The organism is Mesorhizobium sp. A623, from assembly GCF_054489405.1.
This window is the reverse complement of record NZ_JBTMXB010000002.1, coordinates 223,780-243,060: the sequence shown is the minus strand read 5'-3', so window position 1 is coordinate 243,060 and position 19,281 is coordinate 223,780. Positions and strand designations below refer to the sequence as shown.

The following is a 19,281-nucleotide window of genomic DNA, read 5'->3' as shown; positions in this document are numbered from 1 at the left end:
CTTTGTGGAAAAGTTTAACGTTTATTTTTTGGCGGGACGCTTCGGCGAGGCCGCCGGGGCGTCGGAAACGGCTGCAAGCCGTGCCTCAAGCGCATCGATGCGGGCGCTCAGCCGCGCATTTTCCTCGCGGGCCTTCGCCGCCATGTCGCGCGCCGCTTCGAATTCCTCGCGCTGAACGACATCCATCGTGTTCAAAATGCGCTCCGCCTGCCCGCGAAAAGCCGTCTCGACCTCGCGCCGCACCCCTTGCGCGGCACCGGCAGCATCGGTCATCAACTTGGCGAATTCATCAAGAATGCGGTTCGGTCCGTTCGACATGGCATCACCTCGCTTGGTCGAATTGACGTAGTTGCCTACGAGATGGATTGCAAGAACTCCTCGCCTTGACGATGCCGAATCCCTGCCGCATGGTCCGGCGCGAAACAAGACCGCAATCAGGAGAACCCTGTTGAGCGACTATCTGCTCCTGCCGCTTGCGGCTCTGCCCTTTCCCAATATCGACCCCGTCATCGTCCATCTCGGGCCGCTGGCGATCCACTGGTATGGTGTCGGCTACATCGTCGGCATCCTGTTCGCATGGTGGTACGCAAAGCGCCTCGTCACCAATCCGAAATTGTGGGCGAACGGCGTCCTGCCGATGAAACCCATGGACCTTGACGATTTCATCGTCTGGGCGGCCATCGGCGTGGTGCTGGGCGGGCGCACCGGCTACGTGCTTTTCTATGATCTGCCGCGCTACATCGCCAACCCGCTCGACATCTTCGCGGTCTGGCAGGGCGGCATGTCGTTCCACGGCGGTCTTTTGGGCACCGTCTTGGCCATGGTGCTGTTTGCGCGGTCGCGAAAAATCCACACATGGTCGCTGCTCGACGTCGTCGCCGCCGGCGTGCCGGTCGGGCTTGGCCTGGTGCGGCTGGCCAACTTCATCAACTCCGAGCTTTGGGGAAGGCTTTCCGATGCCCCCTGGGCGGTGGTCTTTCCCAATGGCGGGCCTTTTGCGCGCCACCCCAGCCAGATCTACGAAGCCTTGCTCGAAGGGTTGGTGCTGTTTCTGGTGCTGCGCTTCCTTACCCATTCGCGCCTGAAGCTGAAGACGCCGCGCTTCGTCGGCGGTGCCTTCATCTGTGGCTACGGTCTGTCGCGCATCTTCGTGGAATTCTTCCGCGAGCCCGACCAGCAGATCGGCTATCTGCTCGGCACCGGCTGGCTGACCATGGGCATGGTGCTTTCCCTGCCGATGGTGCTGTTCGGTATCTGGTGCATGGCCACCGCCAGGCCGGCGGTAGCCCCCCGGCAGGCATGACGCGTCTCAAGCAGCGTATCGTCGAGCTGATTTCGGCGCTGGGACCGATCCCCGTCAGCGAATACATGGCGCTTTGCCTGTTCGATCCGCGCGATGGCTACTACACCACGCGCGAACCGTTCGGCACCGAAGGGGATTTCATTACAGCCCCTGAAATCAGCCAGATGTTCGGCGAACTGGTGGCGGTGTGGCTGTATCAGGCGTGGCAGGCCGCCGGCCGTCCGATGCCCGTCACCGTCGCCGAAATCGGCCCCGGACGCGGCACGCTGATGAAGGACATGTTGCGCACGCTGTCGCGGCTGGATGTCGGCTTCGTCGAAGCCGCCAGTTTCGCCATGATCGAAACCAGCCCGCGCCTTGCCAAAATCCAACAAAAGACGCTGGCGGGCGCAGCAGCCAGGCCCGACTGGTACGAAACCGTGGAATCCCTGCCGGAAACACCGCTCCTCATCGTCGGCAACGAATTGTTCGACGCGGTTCCGATCCGACAGTTCGTGCGCACGCAGAAAGGCTGGCGCGAGCGCATGATCGGCCTCGACGACGAGGAAAAGCTGGCCTTCTTCGCGGGTGCGGCCTCGCTCGACCCGTCGCTACTGCCCGATGGCGCGGCCGACGCGAGCCAAGGCGCTATCGTCGAGCTTGCGCCGGCCCGCTCGGCGCTGATGACGACCATTACGCAGCGCATAGAAGGCAATGGCGGCGCGGGCCTGTTCATCGACTATGGTTATCTGACCCCCGGTATCGGCGACACGCTGCAAGCCTTGCGCCGGCACCGGCATGAAGACGTTCTTGCCAGTCCGGGCGAAGCCGACCTGACCTCCCACGTCGATTTCGCCGCCCTGGCCGCCATCGCACGCACGCACCAGCTCGACGCGCACCTGACGACGCAAGGCGCATTCCTGCTCGGCATGGGCCTGCTTGAACGCGCGGGCCGTCTCGGGGCGAAGGCCGACGCTGCAGGCCGCGAAAAGCTGGCGCAAGAGGTCGAACGCCTCGCCGGCCCGCAAGCCATGGGTGAGCTTTTCAAGGTTCTGGCAATCCTGCCGGCAGGCGTCTCGACCGCGCCCTTCCCGTTATAATCATTGCGTTTTGCTCGGTATTCAGACGACCACGCGCGGGGCCCACCAGACTGGCCGGCCAAACTTCGCTTGACGAAACAGGCGGCGGAGACAACAAAGCGGCAATGCTGAATCAGAACAAGCCGGAACCGATCCGTTCATCCCTGCTTGACGAGGCGAAGGGCCGTGGCATTCGTCACGGTTACTTCACGCGGGTTGGCGGCGTCTCCGAAGGCATCTACCAAGGCCTCAACATCGGCACAGGCTCCAGCGACGACCAAACGCTGGTGGCGGAAAACCGACGCCGCGTGGCCGAATGGATGGGCGTCGCGCCCAGCCACTTCCTGACCGCCCACCAGTTCCACTCGCCCGACGTAATCGTTGCGCGTGAACCCTTTGCCGGGCCGCGCCCCAAGGCCGACGCCATCGTCACCGACCGGCCGGGCATCGCGGTCGGCGCTTCGACCGCCGATTGCGGACCGGTGTTGTTTGCTGATGCAACAGCCCGCATCATTGGCGCCGCCCATGCCGGCTGGAAGGGCGCGTTCACCGGCGTGCTGGAAAACACCATTGCCGCCATGGAAGGCCTTGGCGCACGGCGCGACAGCATCGTTGCCGTGCTCGGCCCCTCCATCGGCCCGAAAAACTACGAGGTCGGACCGGAATTCGTCGCCCGTTTCATCGAGGCGGATGCGGAAAACGCCCGTTATTTCACCCCCTCGGCAAAACCCGGCCATTCGATGTTCGACCTCAACCTCTATACGGTCGACCGTCTGGCGAAGGCGGGCGTGCAGGCGCAGGGGCTTGGCCGCTGCACCTATGCCGAGGAAGACCTTTTTTACTCCTATCGGCGCGGGACACATCGCGGCGAGCCGGATTACGGGCGGCAGGTTTCCGTCATCGTTTTGGAGAAAGAATAATGGCCCTGCATTTCGAGCGCTCCGAATTCGACGCCCGGCGCGACCGGCTGATGATCGAAATGGCCGACAAGAAGCTCGACGCCGTGCTGCTGTTTGCGCAGGAAAGCATGTACTGGCTGACCGGCTACGACACGTTCGGCTTCTGTTTCTTCCAAAGCCTGGTGGTCAAGGCGGACGGCTCGATGGTGCTGCTCACCCGCTCGGCCGATTTGCGCCAGGCGCGCCAGACCTCGATCATCGAGAACATCGTCCTGTGGACCGACCGCGACGGCGCAAATCCGGCCATCGACCTGCGCAACCTGCTCAACGATCTCGACCTGCTCGGCAAGCGGATCGGCGTGGAATACGACACCCACGGGCTGACCGCCTTCAACGGCCGTCGCCTCGATGAGCATTTGCAGACATTCGGACAGATCGCCGATGCTTCGGGTATCGTCAACCGGCTGCGCCTGTTCAAGAGCCCCGCCGAAGTCGCCAAGGCGGAAAAGGCCGCGAGCCTCTCCGACGACGCGCTGGACGCGGCCTTGCCGCTCATCAAACAGGGCGGCGACGAGGCCGCCATCCTCGCCGCGTTGCAGGGCACGATCCTTGCCGGCGGCGGCGACTACCCGGCCAACGAGTTCATCGTCGGCTCCGGCGTCGACGCCCTGCTCTGCCGCTACAAATCCGGCCGCCGCAAGCTCAACAAGAACGACCAGTTGACACTGGAATGGGCCGGTGTCTTCAACCACTACCATGCCCCGATGATGCGCACGATTTTGACCGGCAAGGTCTCCAAGCGCCATCAGGAATTGTTCGACGCCGCCCGCGCCGCTTTGCTTGCGGTGGAGAAGGCAATGACGCCCGGCAACACTTTCGGCGACGTTTTCGACGCGCATGCGCGCGCGCTCGAGGCGCACGGTCTGACCAAGCACCGGCTGAACGCCTGCGGTTACTCGGTCGGAGCCCGCTTCACGCCGTCCTGGATGGACATGCCGATGTTCTACCAGGGCAATCCCGAGCCGATCGCCCCGAACATGACGCTCTTCGCGCATATGATCATCATGGACTCCGAAACGGAAACGGCAATGACGCTCGGCCGCACCTATCTGACGACGGAAACACAGCCGAAGCCGCTGTCGCGCCATGATCTCGACTTGATCGTGCAGTGAACCCGTGGGGAATTCGCGAAAGGGCAAGACAGCGCCAGGGAGTTTTCGGCCAATGAGGCGACCACATTCGACAGCCCTGTTGTTGCTGATGGCAGCCGTCCTTTGCGGCTGCACCCGCGCCAATGAAGTCCTCGACCCGTCGGCGATCAAACCGGCGACGCAGGCAACGTCAGCCGTTCAAGGCAACGATCTTTCGGTTCCGGCCACGCCGCCGCCCACCTCGACGGTTTCGCCGGCGCAAAGCGCCGCCGCTCTCGCCAGGACCCGGCTGCAGATCGCGCCCATCGTCGGCGCGACGGTCGAGGCCGCCACCCCGCTGACGGAAAGGCTGGCCCTGCGCGCGCGCGAACGCGGCATCACGCTGGCCGGCAGCGCCGGAGGGCAAGCGCCAACCCTCATGCTCAAGGGCTATTTCTCGGTCGTGTCGGAAGGATCGGACACCACTGTCATCTATGTCTGGGACGTCTATGATCCAGCCGGCAACCGCCTGCACCGCATCAATGGCCAGCAGAAGGCGCCTTCCGTGAAGGGAGCCGAAGGCTGGCCGGCCGTTCCGCCCGCGACCATGCAGGCCGTCGCCGACTCGACGGTCGAGCAGCTTGCCGCGTGGATCTCCAGCCGTGCCGGTCAGGAGACGTCTTCCAACTAATCCACCGCGAATCCCCTTGGGATAACGGTTTTTTTGAGATAGCCGGCTGAATCCGGCTCTCAACCCTTGCAATACCGGACAAGGCGACTAAAAGCCCGATAAAATCCCTTCCAGGAACGACGAATGAAACTCTTCGCGGGCAATTCCAACAGAGTGCTGGCCGAAGCAGTCGCCCGCTATCTCAACATTCCTCTCGGCAAGGCCAGTGTCCGGCGTTTCGCTGACGAGGAAATCTTCGTGGAAATCCAGGAAAACGTGCGCGGCGAGGATGTCTTCATCCTCCAGTCGACGTCTTTCCCGACCAACGATCACCTGATGGAAATGCTCATCATGATCGATGCCTTCATGCGCTCCTCGGCAAGGCGCATCACGGCGGTGATTCCCTATTTCGGCTATGCCAGGCAGGACCGCCGCGCTTCCGGCCGCACGCCCATCTCGGCCAAGCTGGTCGCCAACATGATTGCCCGCGCCGGCGCCAACCGCGTCATGACGCTCGACCTGCATGCCGGGCAGATCCAGGGCTTCTTCGATATCCCGACCGACAATCTGTTTTCCGTGCCGGTCATGGCTCGCGACGTGAAGGCGAAATACAAGCAGATCCACAACGTCATGGTGGTGTCGCCCGACGTTGGCGGCGTGGTTCGCGCCCGCGCGCTGGCCAAGCGCATCGACGGCCAGCTTGCCATCGTCGACAAGCGGCGCGAACGGCCGGGCGAATCGGAAGTCATGAACGTCATCGGCGCGGTCGACGGCAAGGATTGCCTGCTGTTCGACGACATCGTCGATTCGGGCGGCACGCTGTGCAACGCCGCCGACGCGCTGCTGGAAAAGGGCGCCTCGAGCGTTACCGCTTATATCACCCATGGCGTGCTTTCGGGCGGCGCGGTCGCCCGCATCGCCGGCTCCAGATTGCAGGAACTGGTCATCACCGATTCCATTCGGCCGAGCCAGGCCGTGCTCGACGCCGCCAATATCCGCGTCGTGTCCATCTCCGACCTCCTCGGCGAAGCGATTTCACGCACGGCAACCGAAGAATCCGTCTCCAGCCTGTTCGATTGAACCGTTTCGGTCAGGCCGCATCGCGCGCTCCGCGCAGATAGCTGCGCGGCGATGTGCCCAGCATGCGCTTGAACATCGTGGTGAAGGCCGGCACGCTGTCATAGCCGAGATCGAACGCCACGCGGGTGATCGGTTCGCCGGCCGCCAGCCGCGGCAGCGCCGCGAACAGGCACGCCTGCTGACGCCAGGTCGACAGCGACAAACCCGTCTGGCGATGGAACAGCCGCGTAAACGACCGGCGGCTCATGCCAGCCATGTCCGCCCATTCGTCGATGGTCGCATGCGGCGACGGGGCCGCGATGAAGCGCCGGCACAGCGAAACCAGCCTGGCATCCGTGGGAAATGGCAGGCCCAGCGGCATTTCCGGCAGGTTCGGGATTTCATGCAGCAAGAGGCTCATCAGCAAGCCGGCCCGGCCTTCCAGCGGCTGATCGACAGGCAGCAGCACAGCCTCCGCAATGAGGCTGCGCATCAGGTCGGTTACGCCCACCACGCGCACCATGGGCGGCAGGCCGTCAACGGCGCCGGGAGCCACATAGATGGAACGCATGCTGATGGCTCCGAGCATATCGACCGAATGCGTTATGCCCGCCGGAATCCACATCGCATGGTCGGGAGGCACCATCCAGCGGCCAATCCGCGTCTGCACCAGGACAACGCCCGTCGGCGCATAGAGAAGCTGGCCGCGGCTGTGGCGATGCTCGGGTACATGGTAGCCGTTCGGATATTCGGTCGGCAGGGCCACGATGGGGCCGCGAATCCGCTCGAGCCATTCCAGCCTCTCGCGATGCCATCGCTCCAGATCGGCGGCGGCGATGTCCGGCATGGAATTCAGCTTAGAGTGCTTCATGGTCGCAAAGTAGCATATCGGATGGCCCACACGCGAAACTATTGGACCAAACCACGAAAGAAGTCGTCACTCAACAGGATTATAAGCGCGCTGCATCATGCCTCATTGCCATGATCGGGAGTTTGCCTTGACCGACGCCACCGCCACACCAAGCAGCCACGCCCCGGCACGGGTGACGGCGCTGTCCGTCATTCTGGCGGTGAGCCTTTGTCACGGCATCAACGACATCATGCAGTCGCTGCTGTCGGCCATCTATCCGCTGCTGAAAGACAATTACGGCCTCGACTTCTGGCAGATCGGCCTGTTGACCTTCACCTTCCAGATGACGGCGTCGATGCTGCAGCCGGTGGTCGGCATCGTGACCGACAAGAAGCCGATGCCCTATTCGTTGCCCTACGGCATGGCCTCGTCGCTGATCGGCCTGGTCGTTCTTGCCTATGCCGGGCACTATTGGCTGCTTTTGGTCGGCGCTTCATTCATCGGCATCGGCTCGGCCGTGTTCCACCCCGAATCCTCGCGTATCGCGCGGCTGGCGTCGGGCGGCAAGCACGGCCTCGCCCAGTCCTTGTTCCAGGTCGGCGGCAATGCCGGCCAGGCGGCGGGGCCGCTGCTCGCCGCCTTCATCGTCGTTCCCTTCGGCCAGACCAGCATCGCCTGGTTCGCCGTCGGATCGTTGATCGGCATTCTCGTCCTGTGGCGTGTCAGCGGCTGGTACGCACGCTTGCGCACGGCCATGAAGAACAGCAAGGCCGCAGCCTTCGTCTCGCCCTTCTCAAGAAGCAGAGTGGGCTGGGCATTGGCTGTCCTGACCCTTCTGGTGCTTACCAAGAACGCCTATATCGCCAGCCTGACCAGTTACTATACCTTCTACGTCATCGAACGGTTCGGCGTCTCGATGCAGATGTCCCAGATCCTGCTGTTCGTATTCATGGGCGCTTCCGCGTTGGGCATCCTGCTCGGCGGCCCCTTCGGCGACCGCTACGGGCAAAAGGCGATGATCTGGTTTTCGATCGTCGGCGTGCTGCCGTTCACGCTGGCCCTGCCCTATGCGAATTTCGAATGGACCGTCATCCTGACCATCCTGATCGGGCTCATCATGTCGTCCGCCTTCTCCAACATCGTGGTGTTCGCGCAGGAACTGGTGCCCGGCCGCGTCGGCATGATTGGCGGCATCTTCTTCGGTCTCGCCTTCGGCGTCGGCGGCATCGCGGCGGCGCTGCTCGGCATCGTGGCCGACATGAAGGGCATCGACTTCGTCTTCCGGATCTGTTCCTACCTGCCTTTTCTCGGCCTGCTGACGATCTTCCTGCCCAATATGAAGGAAGCGAAAAAGACCGCCTGATACGCCGTGCAGGCCGCGCTTGCACCGCAACCGGCCTTCCGTTATAGAACCGCCACCCGCATAGACACCCTTGGAGGCAATGCGGGGGAATGTCGCCCGGTGCATGAACTTTCATGTGCATGATCCGTCATGCCGAACCGTGGCGGCTTTCGACGTTTCCGGCCCCGGTCCGCCGCCCGAGAACGCTCCAAATAACCTTGAAAGGAAATGCCATGAGCCAAGCCGCTTCTTATGAGCTCAAGGCCGAAGCACGCGAACAGGTCGGTAAGGGGTCCGCCCGTGCAGTTCGTCGCGACGGTAAAGTACCAGCAGTCATCTATGGCGACAAGCAGCCTCCCCTGGCGATCGCCCTGTCCTACAAGGACGTCTACTACAAGATCCACGGTGGCGCCTTCCTGACCACGATTGCCACGATCGATGTCGACGGCAAGAAGATTCAGGTTCTGCCCAAGGACTACCAGCTCGATCCTGTCCGGGATTTCCCGATGCATGTCGACTTCCTGCGCGTCGGCAAGAACACCCTCGTCAACGTCAACGTGCCGGTCCGCTTCATCAACGAAGAGAAGTCGCCCGGCATCAAGCGCGGCGGCGTGCTCAACGTGGTGCGCCACGAGGTCGAGTTCAATTGCCCGGCCGACGCTATCCCCGACTTCATCACCGTTGACCTCGATGGGACGGAGATCGGTATATCGCTGCACATTTCTTCCGTGAAGCTGCCTGCGAACATGAAGCCGGTGATTTCGGATCGCGACTTCACCATCGCGACCATTACCGGATCGTCGGCGCAGAAGTCCGGAGCGGATGAAGCAGCCGATGCGGCAGTCGCTGCCGCCGCCACTGCCGAGTCGGCAGCGGAAAAAGAAGCGAAATAACCTCGTCGCCCGGAGACGACGATGCTGCTTTTCGCAGGACTCGGCAATCCGGGCGCGCAATACGCCAACAACCGGCACAATGCCGGCTTCATGGCGGCGGACGCTATCGCCCGCCGCCATTCCTTTTCGCCCTGGACGAAGAAATTCCGCGGCCTGATCGCCGAGGGCAATCTCGGCGGCGAAAAGATCATCCTCATCAAGCCGCAAACCTTCATGAACCTTTCCGGCCAGTCGGTCGGAGAGGCGCTGCGCTTCTACAAGCTCGACCCGTCCGCTGTGACGGTCTTTTATGACGAGATCGACCTTGCCGCCGGCAAGCTGCGCGTCAAGGTCGGTGGCGGGGCGGGCGGGCACAACGGCATCCGCTCCATCGACCAGCATATCGGCAAGGAGTACCGCCGCGTGCGCATCGGCGTCGGCCATCCGGGCGTCAAGGAAATGGTGCAGGGCCATGTGCTCGGCGATTTCGCCAAGGCCGACCGCGAATGGCTGGAGGTGCTGCTCGACGCCATCGCAGACGACGCCCCGCTGCTCGCCAAGGGCGACGACAACAGCTACATGAACCGCGTGACGCTCGCGCTCCGCGACAAGCTCCAGCCGACCGGCACGCACGACACGCCGCCGCCGAAGGCGCCGAAACCGGCCAAGCCCGCCGGCGCTCAAAGCCATATCCGTCAGGCGCGCCCTTCGCAGCCGCCGGCCAAGCTGCCGGAAAGCGGACCGATGGCCGCCATGCTGAAAAAACTGTTCGGCAACAAGGAATGACCGGGCAGGTCGAAGGGGTTGACGATGGTCGGCCCTTTCGCCCATAGCCTGATCCAAATTATCGCTTTCCGTTAGGACCACAGACCATGGGTTTCAAATGCGGCATCGTTGGGCTGCCCAACGTCGGCAAGTCCACGCTGTTCAATGCGCTGACCAGGACGGCGGCGGCGCAGGCCGCCAACTATCCTTTCTGCACTATCGAGCCAAACACCGGCGAGGTCGCGGTGCCCGATCCGCGCCTGAAAAAGCTGGCCGAAACCGGCAAGTCGAAAGAAATCATCCCGACCCGCATCTCCTTCGTCGATATCGCCGGGCTGGTGCGCGGCGCTTCCAAGGGCGAAGGCCTCGGCAACCAGTTCCTCGCCAACATCCGCGAAGTCGACGCCATCGTCCACGTGCTGCGCTGCTTCGAGGATGACGACATCACCCATGTCGAGGGCAAGATCGATCCGGTCGCCGACGCCGAGACCGTCGAGACCGAACTGATGCTGTCCGATCTCGAAAGCCTCGAGCGGCGCATCGTGCAGTTCCGCAAGCGTGCCGCCAGCAAGGACAAGGAAGCGCTGACCGTCCTGCCGGTCATGGAGCAGGCCCTGGCGCTGCTGAACGACGGCAAGCCGGCCCGCGTCATGCTGAATGACATCGCGCCGGAAGACCTCGCGATCCTGCGCGAACTGAACCTCCTCACCTCGCATCCCGTTCTCTATGTCTGCAACGTCTCGGAGGCGGACGCCGCCACCGGCAACGAGCACACGCGCGCCGTCGAGCAGATGGCGACGGCACAGGGCGCCGGCACCGTGATCATCTCGGCCGCCATCGAGGCCGAAGTGGCGCAGCTTCCCGACGATGAGGCGCAGGAATTCCTGGCCGATCTCGGCCTGGAAGAACCGGGCCTCGACAGGCTGATCCGAGAGGGCTACGCCCTGCTCCATTTGATCACCTATTTCACCGTCGGTCCCAAGGAAACGCGCGCCTGGACAATCGAGCGCGGCACCAAGGCGCCACAGGCGGCGGGCGTCATCCACACCGATTTCGAGCGCGGCTTCATCCGCGCCCAGACCATCGCCTATGACGACTTCACCACGCTCGGCGGCGAAGTCGCCGCAAAGGAGGCCGGCAAGGCGCGCGACGAAGGCAAGGAATATGTCGTGCAGGATGGCGATGTGCTGCTGTTCAGGTTCAACACCTGATTTTCTCGCGTTCGATCGTCGAAAGACCCGGAAACGGTAAGGCCGGCGCGCTGGCCGGCCTCGGTGCCTCACCCTGCGCGTACATCCGGCGTCAGGGGAAGCAGATACGCCATCATGAACGATTTGCCAGAGAAGGCAAGCCGGGGCCGCTTCACCAAGAGACGTAGAACATTGCCTTCGCCAGAAAGACGATCAGCACCACATGGCAGAACACGCTTACGTGGATGAATTTGACATGCCGTGATTTGAGCTTGCCGCGCGCGCCGAGCGTCACGGCCGTGATGAAGTGGACGAGCACGCTAAGCGCCAGGGCAATCTTGATCGAGAGCAGCGTTGCAAAGCTGCTGTCGAAGGGATGCGCCAGAACATCACGGTACTGCCATGCCATGCCGATGCCGGCGCCATAGAGCGCCAGGATGACAAACGGCATCAGGCGTCGGGCACGCTTGCCGATCGCGGTCTCCACCGTACGCATCACGTCGCGCCCAACCGGCTTGCGGACACCTTCGAGGATCAGAATCTCGAAAAAGACGGTGCCGGCAAACATGATGGCGGCGAACAGGTGCAGGGTGACAAGGAGAAATTGGCTCATGGCGATCAACTCTTTCAGCCATGACCATGCACCGCTGCGATGCAGCGCCCTTTGCGAATCCGCAATGTAGAACCAGTGTAGATGCAACAAGGGGCCCGCAATGAGCGCGCCCGTTATCCGCTTAGGCTGACAAACATGCCGGCATGATCGCCCGGAGCCGTGAAGCCAACCCGGATATCGGCGAGTACGGCCCGCCAACAACGCTGCCTACGTCGGGCGATGTTCCCGATATGGCGTAAGCGTGAGCGCTCCGCCCCGATTAGGCGGCACGGATGGCCGCCGATTGCGGTGCGAATTCTTTGCCCTCGCTGCGTCCCACCAGTCCGGCAATCGCCGGCAGGGGCAGCGGTCGCCCAAAGAGAAAGCCCTGAACTTCGGTACAGCCTTCGGCCAGCAGGAAATCGGCCTGTTCCTGGCGTTCGACCCCTTCCGCCAGCACCGCCATCTTGAGGCTGGATGCAAGCAGAATGGTCGCCTTGACGATGGCCGTCGCAGTCGGGTCACTGATCAGTCCGTCGATGAACGAGCGGTCGATCTTGACCTTGTCGAAGGGAAACACCTGCAAGGTCGACAGGGACGAATATCCCGTTCCGTAGTCGTCCATGGCGATGGTCACGCCAAGCGCCTTGAGCTGATGGATGACATGTAGCGTCCGCTCGCGATCCTCTATGATGCTGGCCTCTGTGATTTCGAGTTCCAGCCTTGAAGCGTGCAATCCGGTCGCCAGCAGCGTCTCATGCACGATTTTAGGCAGATTGGCCTGGGTAAGCTGCGCCGATGCGATATTGACGGCGATCCTGTAAGGTTTCGCCCAGCCCGCCACTTCCGCGCAAGCGGTCTTCAGCACCCATTCTCCGATCGGAATGATCAAGCCGGTTTCTTCGGCGATAGGAATGAATTCGGCGGGCGAGATGATGCCGCGCTTGCGATGGTGCCAGCGAAGCAGCGCTTCGTAGCCGCTCACCAGGCCCGACTGAACGTCGAGTTGGGGTTGGTAATAAAGTTCCAGTTCGTCGCGCTCGATCGCGTGGCGCAGCTCCATGGCAAGGGCGCTGCGCTCGCGCCGGCCTTCGTCCATCGACGGCTCGTAGTAGCGTACCTTGTCGCCGAGCGCGCGCTTGGCCCGGTACATGGCAAGGTCGGCAGCGCCTATCAGTTCTTCCGCATCGCGACAATCGCCCGGAGACAGGCTGACGCCGATGCTGGCACCGACGGTCAAGGTGCTGGCGTTGTGGAACAGGGGCTCAAGCACACAGGCGGCGAGGCGCCGCGCAAACTGGTCCACCTCCGCCTTCGCCCGGACCTGCCGCTTGACGGCGATGAACTCGTCGCCACCGACGCGGGCGATCATTTCGCCCTTGACCAGAAGCCGCGTGAAACGCTGGGCAAAATCCTGCAACAGGAAATCGCCGGTATGGTGCCCATGGACGTCGTTGATTTCCTTGAAGCGATCCAGGTCGAGGACTAGCACGGCGGTCTGCATGCCGCTCGCGTGGTCCTGCTCCAGAATACCGGGCAGGTGGGCCGACAGAAAGGCGCGGTTGGGCAGCCCGGTCAGCGCATCGTGCAGCGCCGCGTGCCGGAAACCGTCGAGGAGTTCGCGCTGCGAACGCGAATCTATGATGTAGAGCGCGAGGCCGGCAATGATCGCCATTGCGGCAAGCACGAGCACGGCGAGGAACTCACTGGATATCGTGCGGGCTTCAACGAAAACAGAAGGGTCGGGCACCAGCGTTGCAGCGCCCATGGCCGTAAAATGCATGGTGCAGATAGCGAGCACGAGCAGGCCCATCGCCAGTGGCCGGCTGAACCTGAAGCTGTGCCTGGCGAGAATATGGGTGGTCGCCATTCCAAAGCAGACCGCAAACACCACCGATACGGTCACCAGCGTCCAGTCCCACTGGATGCGGCCCGCCACTTCCAGTCCCGCCATCCCGGTAAAATGCATGGCGACGACGCCAAGTCCGATGACGACGCCACCGCATTCTCCCGGCACGCCCTTGGTTGCGCTGGTGGCCAGGAAAAGGCCCCCGGCGCTGAAGGCGATGGCAAACAACAGCGATGCGAATGTCAGAACCGGATCGAAGGCGTGATCCATCGGCAGCCGGTACCCCAGCATCGCCACGAAATGCGTCGTCCAGATCGCCGCGCCGCAGGCCATGGCCGACAGCATGATCCACGACAGGCGCGCCTCGTTGGACAACCGCCGGGCGCGGTCGAAAAGCCGGATGGTCATGACCGCGCTGGCGACGCATACGATCGCGGCGACCACGACGAACGAATAGTCATGCTCGTAAGCAAGACATGAAACGACTTTGAACAAATCCCGCCCTTTCAGTACAAACCCCGAATGTACGGTAACTCCGAAATATGAAACGAACTCCTAACCCGATTGAAACACCTCGGGTTGCTGGGTTCTGCTTCCCGCCTATTGTGGTTCGACCAAGGAAAAACCCGGAACGGGAAACCATAGTGCTGGCGCCCGGAAAATGGTCAGCACGGATAGGATGAGGGGTAGACGCTTGCGACGAATAGCCAAGCGAATACCGCTACTTATGCAAGCGACGGCGAATGGTTGAAAGTGCTGGAAACGATATGAATAAAGTTCAACACCTGATCTCGTCGCATTTCATCGCCAAATGACGTCGAAACAACACTAATCTTTTCGATTCGGTGCGCCGCACGATCGACCCTCGACGACGCCGGGGATAATCCGGAATGGCAACGGAGTGCGGAACCGCCGCCGCCGCCGCAAGCGGTAGCGCCGGCACATCCGGGTTGCGCGGTTCCGCTGCCCGGTCCATGGTAAACCGTACAAGTTTGAACGGGAAAATCGACCATGGCGGCCAAGAGATGGGCCTATGAAGATTTCATCGAGGGCGCCTCGATCGATCTCGGCAGCAAGCAGGTCACGGCGGCCGAAATCGTCGCATTCGCCTCGGAGTTCGATCCCCAGCCGATGCATCTGGACGAGGAAGCGGGCCGAAACAGCCTCCTCGGCGGTCTTTCGGCATCCGGCTGGCATACCTGCGCCATGTTCATGCGCCTGATGTATGACGGCATTCTCGTTGATTCGACTTCGCAGGGGTCGCCCGGTATCGATCAGGTGAAGTGGAAAAGGCCGGTTCTTGCCGGCGACATGCTTAGCGGCCGCTGCACGGTTCTGGGCAAGCGGCTGTCCCGGTCGAAACCGCAACTCGGCTTCGTCAACATGCGCGCGGAACTCTTCAACCAACGCGGCGATTGTGTTTTCGAACTTGAAAACGCCGGCATGTTTCTGACGCGAGAGGCGGCCTTGTCATGAGCCTCGACGACTTCTTCGGCATCGGCGTCACCACGACGCTTGGCTCGCATAAATTCGAGCCAGACGAGATCAAGGCATTCGCCAGGAAATACGACCCGCACATATTCCACCTCGACGAGGAAGCCGCCAAGGGAACCGTTCTCGGCGGCCTGTGCGCTTCCGGCTGGCACACCGCCGCAACCTGGATGCGGCACAACCTGGCAACGCCTGCCGCCACCGACGGCGGGCGTTGGGCGGGACCCGGCGCAAGGCCCGAATTCGGCCCCTCGCCCGGCTTCAGGAACCTGAAATGGCTAAAGCCGGTCTATGCGGGCGAAACCGTGACCTTTACCCGCACCGGGCTTGCCCACCGTGCCCTCGCCTCGCGTCCCGGCTGGCGGCTCTTGACCATCCGCGCCGAAGCCTTCGATTCCACCGGCGACAAGGTGATCGAATTCGAGAGCGCGGTGCTGGTCAAGGCGCGGTAGGCGCGACCGTTCCCGGCCTCCGCGCTTGCCGGCAGCAATAGCGGCCAAAGCCACATCCCCTGACGCCACGATGTCAGCAGGCATCTGTTATCGGGTGGCGTGCGCCATCCGTGGTGTGCATTCCTCACGACACACCACTCACAGGAACGGCAATGGACCCTACCGCGCTCTGGCTTTATCTCCTCCTGCTGGTCGGCATCATCGCCGTGCCGGGAATGGACATGTTCTTCGTGATGGCCAATGCGCTGACCGGCGGGCGACAGGCAGGCGTGGCCGCAACGGCCGGCATTGCGCTGGGAGGTCTGTGCCACACGATATTCGGCACGATTTTCGTGGTGGGCCTGTCCAGCCTGGTGCCGTCGATCTCGACCGTGATGATGATCGTGGGCTCGCTCTATATGGCGTGGATCGGCTTCACGCTTGCGCGGTCGACCATCGAGGTCCATGCGATAGGCCCGGCGGCGCGCAAGCCTCTGGGCAGCATCGCGGCTCAGGGCCTGCTGACCTGCGTCCTTAACCCGAAGGCATGGCTGTTCATACTCGCCGTCTTTCCGCAGTTCATGAAGCCGGAATACGGCCCGTTATGGCTGCAGGCTGTCATCATGGGTGCCATGACCGTCACCGTCCAGATGGCGGTCTATGGTGGGCTGGCTCTGGCGGCAGGCACCGGCCGGGAAGCCTTGGCCGGCAATCCGACCGCGACGATTTGGGTCGGGCGCGGCGCGGGAGCGCTGCTGATCGCGGTTGCGATATTCACGCTCTATGAAGCCTTCCAGCGCTTCTGAGCGCTGCCGGGCAGCATTCGTCAGTGCCCTTCGAAACCGATCAGCGTGCGCACCGGCACGCCCAAGGCTTCCAGTTTTCGACGGCCGCCAAGGTCAGGCAGGTCGATGACGAAACAGGAGGCGATGATGTCGGCGCCGATCTGCCTGAGCAGTTTGACGGCGGCTTCGGCCGTCCCGCCGGTGGCGATCAGGTCGTCGATGAGAATGACCTTCTCGCCGGGCGCGACGCCGTCCTTGTGCATCTCCATCTCGTCCAGCCCGTATTCCAGGCTGTAGGCGACACGCACTGTCTCGTGCGGCAGCTTGCCCTTTTTGCGGATCGGCACGAAGCCGGCGGAAAGCTGGTGCGCAACCGCGCCCCCCAGAATGAACCCGCGCGCCTCGATACCGGCGATCTTGTCCACCTTCTGCCCGGCAAAGGGATGCACCAGTTCGTCGATGGCGCGCCGGAAGGCCTGCGCATTGCCGAGCAACGTGGTGATGTCGCGAAACAGGACACCCGGCTTCGGGTAATCCGGAATGGTCCGGATCGAGGCGAGCAGCGTGTCTTCGAGGGATGGTTTCATGAGGCAAGATTCCGTTGCCGGCTGGAGCATGCCGCCCGAAAGAGGGAACCGGTTTCGGGATAAGGACATGCGTGGGAGAGAGACCGAAAGCGCGACATCCGAATCCGAAATATCGCAACGTATTTTAATCTTGACGATTTGCTGCGCAAAAGAAAAGGGCGCCCGCCGGCGCCCTTGAACATTTATACGTGAGCCAGTTCAGTGCGCCACGCTGGTCCACACCTTGCGCTTGGTCAGGTACATCAGGCCACCGAAGAGCAGCAGGAAGACAATGACGCGGAAGCCGGTCTTCTTGCGGTCCTCCATGTGCGGCTCGGCTGCCCACATCAGGAAAGCTGCCACGTCTTCCGAATATTGCTCCACCGTCTCGGGCGACCCGTCGCTGAAGGTGACCTGGCCGTCCGAAAGAGGATTCGGCATCTTCAGGGAAATGCCCGATGCGAAGTACGGGTTGTAGTGGGTGCCCTCGGGAATGACCATGCCGGCCGGTGGCTGCTCTTCATAGCCGGTCATCAACGAATGGATATAGTCGGGCCCGCCCGCCGCATACTGCGTGAAAATATCGAAGACGAACTGCGGGAAGCCGCGTTCGACGCCGCGCGCCTTGGCAAGCAGCGACATGTCGGGCGGAGCCGCACCGCCATTGGACGCGGCGGCTGCTTCCTCGTTCGGGAACGGCGCCGGGAAATAGTCGGACGGCTTGCCGGGGCGATCGAACATGTCGCCATCGTCGTTGGGGCCGTCATGGATCGTGTATTCGGCCGCGAACGCCTTTACCTGCGCCTCGGAATAACCGAGGTCCGCCAGCGTGCGGAACGCCACCAGGTCCATCGAGTGACAGGCGGAGCAGACTTCCTTGTAGACCTGCAGGCCGCGCTGCAACTGCGCCTTGTCGTAGGTGCCGAACGGGCCGGAGAAGCTCCAGTCGAACTCCTTCGGCTCATGGATCGGGAAATGCGTCGGCGCGGCTGCGCTATGCGCCTCTTCCGCGGCCACGGCGGCGGTGCTGACCGCGGCTGCGCCCGCAAGCATCAGGCCGAATGCCGCCAGCGACGTGAGAATCTTCTTCATACCAAACCCCTCATCGATTCTCTTGTCGCTCAGCCTTTGGTTTCAGGTGCGGCTGCCGCACCCGCTGGATGACCGCTGCCGCCCTTGTTCTTCTCCAGCACGGCCTCGGTGATGGAGTTGGGCAGGCGGCGCGGCGTCTCGATCAGGCCGAGCACCGGCATCACGATCAGGAAGAAGGCGAAGTAGAACAGCGTCGCCATCTGCGCCATGAACACGAAGCTGCCTTCGGCAGGCTGCGAGCCGAGCCAGCCAAGGAAAATGGCATCGGCCACGAACAGCCAGAAGAACAGCTTGTACCAGGGCCGGTAAACCGCCGAGCGCACCTTGGAAGTGTCGAGCCACGGCACCAGGAACAGCATGACGATGGCGCCGAACATGGCGAGCACGCCGCCGAGCTTGGAATTGATCGGCCCGATGTTGAAGGTGATGGCGCGCAGGATCGCATAGAACGGCAGGAAGTACCACTCAGGAACGATATGCGCCGGCGTCTTCAGCGGGTTGGCGATGATGTAGTTGTCCGGATGGCCGAGATAGTTCGGGATGTAGAAGACGAAATAGGCCATCACCAGCGCGAACACCACCATGGCCATGCCATCCTTGATGGTCGCATAGGGGGTGAAGGCGACGGTATCGGTCTTCGACTTGACGTCGATGCCGGTCGGGTTGTTCTGCCCGACAACATGCAGCGCCCAGATGTGCAGCACCACCACGCCGGCAATCATGAACGGCAACAGATAGTGCAGCGCAAAGAAGCGATTGAGCGTCGGATTGTCGACGGCGAAGCCACCCAGCAGCAATTGCTGGATCCAGTCGCCAACCAATGGGATGGCGGTAAAAAAACCGGTGATGACGGTGGCACCCCAGAAGCTCATCTGGCCCCATGGCAGCACATAGCCCATGAAACCGGTCGCCATCATCAGGAGATAGATGATGCAGCCGAGGATCCACAGAAGCTCGCGCGGCGCCTTGTAGGAGCCGTAGTACAGGCCACGGAAGATGTGAATATAGACGGCGACGAAGAAGAACGACGCGCCGTTGGCGTGCAGATAGCGAAGCATCCAGCCGCCATTGACGTCGCGCGTGATCTTCTCGACGGAATCGAACGCCAGCGACGTGTCTGAGACGTAATGCATGGCCAGCACGATGCCGGTCAGGATCTGCGCCACCAGCATGATGGAAAGAATGCCGCCGAACGCCCAGAAATAGTTGAGATTGCGCGGCACCGGATAGGCAACGAACGAATCATAGACCAAGCGCGGCAAAGGCAGGCGGGCGTCGAACCAGCGTCCCAGACCTGACTTCGGCGTATAGGTCGAGTGTCCCTCGCTCATGAAAAT

20 protein-coding genes are annotated in these 19,281 nt (G+C 62.4%); 13 read left to right on the top strand and 7 right to left on the bottom strand.

Annotated features, from left to right (window positions below; genetic code table 11):
- Positions 1 to 21: 21 nt before the first annotated feature.
- Positions 22 to 318, bottom strand: coding sequence for an accessory factor UbiK family protein (locus ACX3P1_RS03415; protein WP_459078131.1), 297 nt, complete (start codon positions 316 to 318; stop codon positions 22 to 24).
- Positions 319 to 448: 130 nt separating this feature from the next.
- Here ACX3P1_RS03415 and lgt point away from each other — a divergent pair, with 130 nt between their 5' ends.
- The 6 genes from lgt to ACX3P1_RS03385 all read left to right on the top strand — a co-directional run bounded on the left by lgt (position 449) and on the right by ACX3P1_RS03385 (position 6,140).
- Positions 449 to 1,303 carry a prolipoprotein diacylglyceryl transferase gene (gene lgt / locus ACX3P1_RS03410; protein ID WP_459078130.1) on the top strand — a complete coding sequence of 285 codons (855 nt, stop codon included), beginning with the start codon at positions 449 to 451 and terminating at the stop codon, positions 1,301 to 1,303.
- Complete coding sequence (locus ACX3P1_RS03405) at positions 1,300 to 2,382, top strand: class I SAM-dependent methyltransferase (protein ID WP_459078129.1); 1,083 nt, start codon at positions 1,300 to 1,302, stop codon at positions 2,380 to 2,382. The genes lgt and ACX3P1_RS03405 overlap by 4 nt, the downstream gene beginning before the upstream one ends.
- A gap of 104 nt (positions 2,383 to 2,486) precedes the next feature.
- Positions 2,487 to 3,281 (top strand): peptidoglycan editing factor PgeF, encoded by a 795-nt coding sequence (gene pgeF, locus ACX3P1_RS03400; RefSeq protein WP_459078128.1) that lies wholly within the window; start codon positions 2,487 to 2,489, stop codon positions 3,279 to 3,281.
- A complete protein-coding gene (locus ACX3P1_RS03395; RefSeq protein ID WP_459078127.1) occupies positions 3,281 to 4,432 on the top strand; it encodes a M24 family metallopeptidase in 1,152 nt (383 codons plus the stop codon). The genes pgeF and ACX3P1_RS03395 overlap by 1 nt, the downstream gene beginning before the upstream one ends.
- Before the next feature lie 52 nt (positions 4,433 to 4,484).
- The gene (locus tag ACX3P1_RS03390; protein ID WP_459078126.1) at positions 4,485 to 5,081 is read left to right on the top strand and encodes a hypothetical protein; all 597 of its coding nucleotides are present in this window, start codon (positions 4,485 to 4,487) and stop codon (positions 5,079 to 5,081) included.
- Positions 5,082 to 5,204: 123 nt separating this feature from the next.
- Positions 5,205 to 6,140, top strand: coding sequence for a ribose-phosphate pyrophosphokinase (locus ACX3P1_RS03385; protein WP_459078125.1), 936 nt, complete (start codon positions 5,205 to 5,207; stop codon positions 6,138 to 6,140).
- Between the two features lie 10 nt (positions 6,141 to 6,150).
- Here ACX3P1_RS03385 and ACX3P1_RS03380 read toward each other — a convergent pair whose 3' ends face one another.
- Complete coding sequence (locus ACX3P1_RS03380) at positions 6,151 to 6,966, bottom strand: AraC family transcriptional regulator (protein WP_459078124.1); 816 nt, start codon at positions 6,964 to 6,966, stop codon at positions 6,151 to 6,153.
- Between the two features lie 121 nt (positions 6,967 to 7,087).
- Between ACX3P1_RS03380 and ACX3P1_RS03375 the strand changes: the two genes are divergently transcribed.
- The 4 genes from ACX3P1_RS03375 (at position 7,088) to ychF (ending at position 11,159) form a co-directional block, all read left to right on the top strand.
- Positions 7,088 to 8,332, top strand: coding sequence for an MFS transporter (locus tag ACX3P1_RS03375; RefSeq protein WP_459078123.1), 1,245 nt, complete (start codon positions 7,088 to 7,090; stop codon positions 8,330 to 8,332).
- A 212-nt stretch (positions 8,333 to 8,544) separates the two neighbouring features.
- Positions 8,545 to 9,204: a 50S ribosomal protein L25/general stress protein Ctc gene (locus ACX3P1_RS03370; RefSeq protein ID WP_459078122.1), complete on the top strand. Its 660-nt coding sequence runs from the start codon at positions 8,545 to 8,547 to the stop codon at positions 9,202 to 9,204.
- 21 nt (positions 9,205 to 9,225) lie between these two features.
- Positions 9,226 to 9,969: an aminoacyl-tRNA hydrolase gene (pth, locus tag ACX3P1_RS03365; protein WP_459078121.1), complete on the top strand. Its 744-nt coding sequence runs from the start codon at positions 9,226 to 9,228 to the stop codon at positions 9,967 to 9,969.
- A gap of 86 nt (positions 9,970 to 10,055) precedes the next feature.
- Positions 10,056 to 11,159: a redox-regulated ATPase YchF gene (gene ychF, locus ACX3P1_RS03360; protein ID WP_459078120.1), complete on the top strand. Its 1,104-nt coding sequence runs from the start codon at positions 10,056 to 10,058 to the stop codon at positions 11,157 to 11,159.
- 151 nt (positions 11,160 to 11,310) lie between these two features.
- Here ychF and ACX3P1_RS03355 read toward each other — a convergent pair whose 3' ends face one another.
- Together ACX3P1_RS03355 and ACX3P1_RS03350 are read right to left on the bottom strand one after the other, a co-directional pair.
- Positions 11,311 to 11,751 carry a CopD family copper resistance protein gene (locus ACX3P1_RS03355; protein ID WP_459078119.1) on the bottom strand — a complete coding sequence of 147 codons (441 nt, stop codon included), beginning with the start codon at positions 11,749 to 11,751 and terminating at the stop codon, positions 11,311 to 11,313.
- Positions 11,752 to 12,010: 259 nt separating this feature from the next.
- Entirely contained in the window at positions 12,011 to 14,074 is a 2,064-nt protein-coding gene (locus ACX3P1_RS03350) for a putative bifunctional diguanylate cyclase/phosphodiesterase (protein ID WP_459078118.1), read from the bottom strand.
- 516 nt (positions 14,075 to 14,590) lie between these two features.
- Here ACX3P1_RS03350 and ACX3P1_RS03345 point away from each other — a divergent pair.
- The 3 genes from ACX3P1_RS03345 (at position 14,591) to ACX3P1_RS03335 (ending at position 16,307) form a co-directional block, all read left to right on the top strand.
- The gene (locus ACX3P1_RS03345) at positions 14,591 to 15,055 is read left to right on the top strand and encodes a MaoC family dehydratase (protein WP_459078117.1); all 465 of its coding nucleotides are present in this window, start codon (positions 14,591 to 14,593) and stop codon (positions 15,053 to 15,055) included.
- The gene (locus tag ACX3P1_RS03340; protein ID WP_459078116.1) at positions 15,052 to 15,522 is read left to right on the top strand and encodes a MaoC family dehydratase; all 471 of its coding nucleotides are present in this window, start codon (positions 15,052 to 15,054) and stop codon (positions 15,520 to 15,522) included. The genes ACX3P1_RS03345 and ACX3P1_RS03340 overlap by 4 nt, the downstream gene beginning before the upstream one ends.
- A gap of 152 nt (positions 15,523 to 15,674) precedes the next feature.
- Entirely contained in the window at positions 15,675 to 16,307 is a 633-nt protein-coding gene (locus ACX3P1_RS03335; RefSeq protein ID WP_459078115.1) for a LysE family translocator, read from the top strand.
- Between the two features lie 20 nt (positions 16,308 to 16,327).
- Here ACX3P1_RS03335 and ACX3P1_RS03330 read toward each other — a convergent pair whose 3' ends face one another.
- The 3 genes from ACX3P1_RS03330 to ACX3P1_RS03320 form a co-directional block, all read right to left on the bottom strand.
- On the bottom strand, positions 16,328 to 16,873 hold the full coding sequence (locus tag ACX3P1_RS03330) for an adenine phosphoribosyltransferase (RefSeq protein ID WP_459078114.1): 546 nt from the start codon (positions 16,871 to 16,873) through the stop codon (positions 16,328 to 16,330).
- Positions 16,874 to 17,071: 198 nt separating this feature from the next.
- The gene (locus ACX3P1_RS03325; protein ID WP_459078113.1) at positions 17,072 to 17,944 is read right to left on the bottom strand and encodes a cytochrome c1; all 873 of its coding nucleotides are present in this window, start codon (positions 17,942 to 17,944) and stop codon (positions 17,072 to 17,074) included.
- A gap of 29 nt (positions 17,945 to 17,973) precedes the next feature.
- The gene (locus tag ACX3P1_RS03320) at positions 17,974 to 19,275 is read right to left on the bottom strand and encodes a cytochrome b (RefSeq protein ID WP_459078112.1); all 1,302 of its coding nucleotides are present in this window, start codon (positions 19,273 to 19,275) and stop codon (positions 17,974 to 17,976) included.
- Positions 19,276 to 19,281 lie beyond the last annotated feature (6 nt).